Below are 471 nucleotides of genomic sequence, written 5' to 3'. Positions count from 1 at the left end.
CCCGCATAAGGCAGCAGGCAGGGGATGCACTTCGTGGTAGTAAGAATTTCGGATAGCCGATCGGTCAAGCCAAGTTGACCCGCGACCTCGGTCAGGATCTCGGCACCGCTGCAGTCTGGCATGACTTTTCGAACAAAGGCACCTGGCCTATTCACGTAAAGTCCATAGCCCCACCATAGATTGACGTCAGAAGGCTGGTCGATGAAATGCGGATGGTGAAAGCTATTGATGGTCATGAGCCAGGGCGAATCGGTGAGCGTGATGAGACCTCCGCGACCTGCCACGGAACCGGTCAGCTTCTCCATCATCTCGGGAAATGCCGGACCATGCGTAGTCACGGTAAATGTCACCCAAGCAGACTTTGCCGGATCAGTATTGAATGCCGATGGTCGGCCGAAGTGCTTGCGCCCCCTTGCCAGACGTTCCCACAAAAGCCAGTTCGTGTCGTCCTGCTGACGCAGAGCCGGCGGT

The 471-nt window shown here is 56.7% G+C and carries 1 protein-coding gene; it reads right to left on the bottom strand.

Going from position 1 to position 471, the window contains the following annotated elements; genetic code table 11:
• On the bottom strand, positions 1–431 hold a 431-nt coding region (locus ACLD7X_RS18745), incomplete at its 3' end, for an oleate hydratase (protein ID WP_411425190.1).
• Positions 432–471 lie beyond the last annotated feature (40 nt).

The sequence above is a fragment of the Aphanothece microscopica RSMan92 genome, from assembly GCF_046613545.2.
Classification (GTDB): domain Bacteria; phylum Cyanobacteriota; class Cyanobacteriia; order PCC-6307; family Cyanobiaceae; genus NIES-981.
This window is presented reverse-complemented; position numbering and strand designations above follow the sequence as displayed.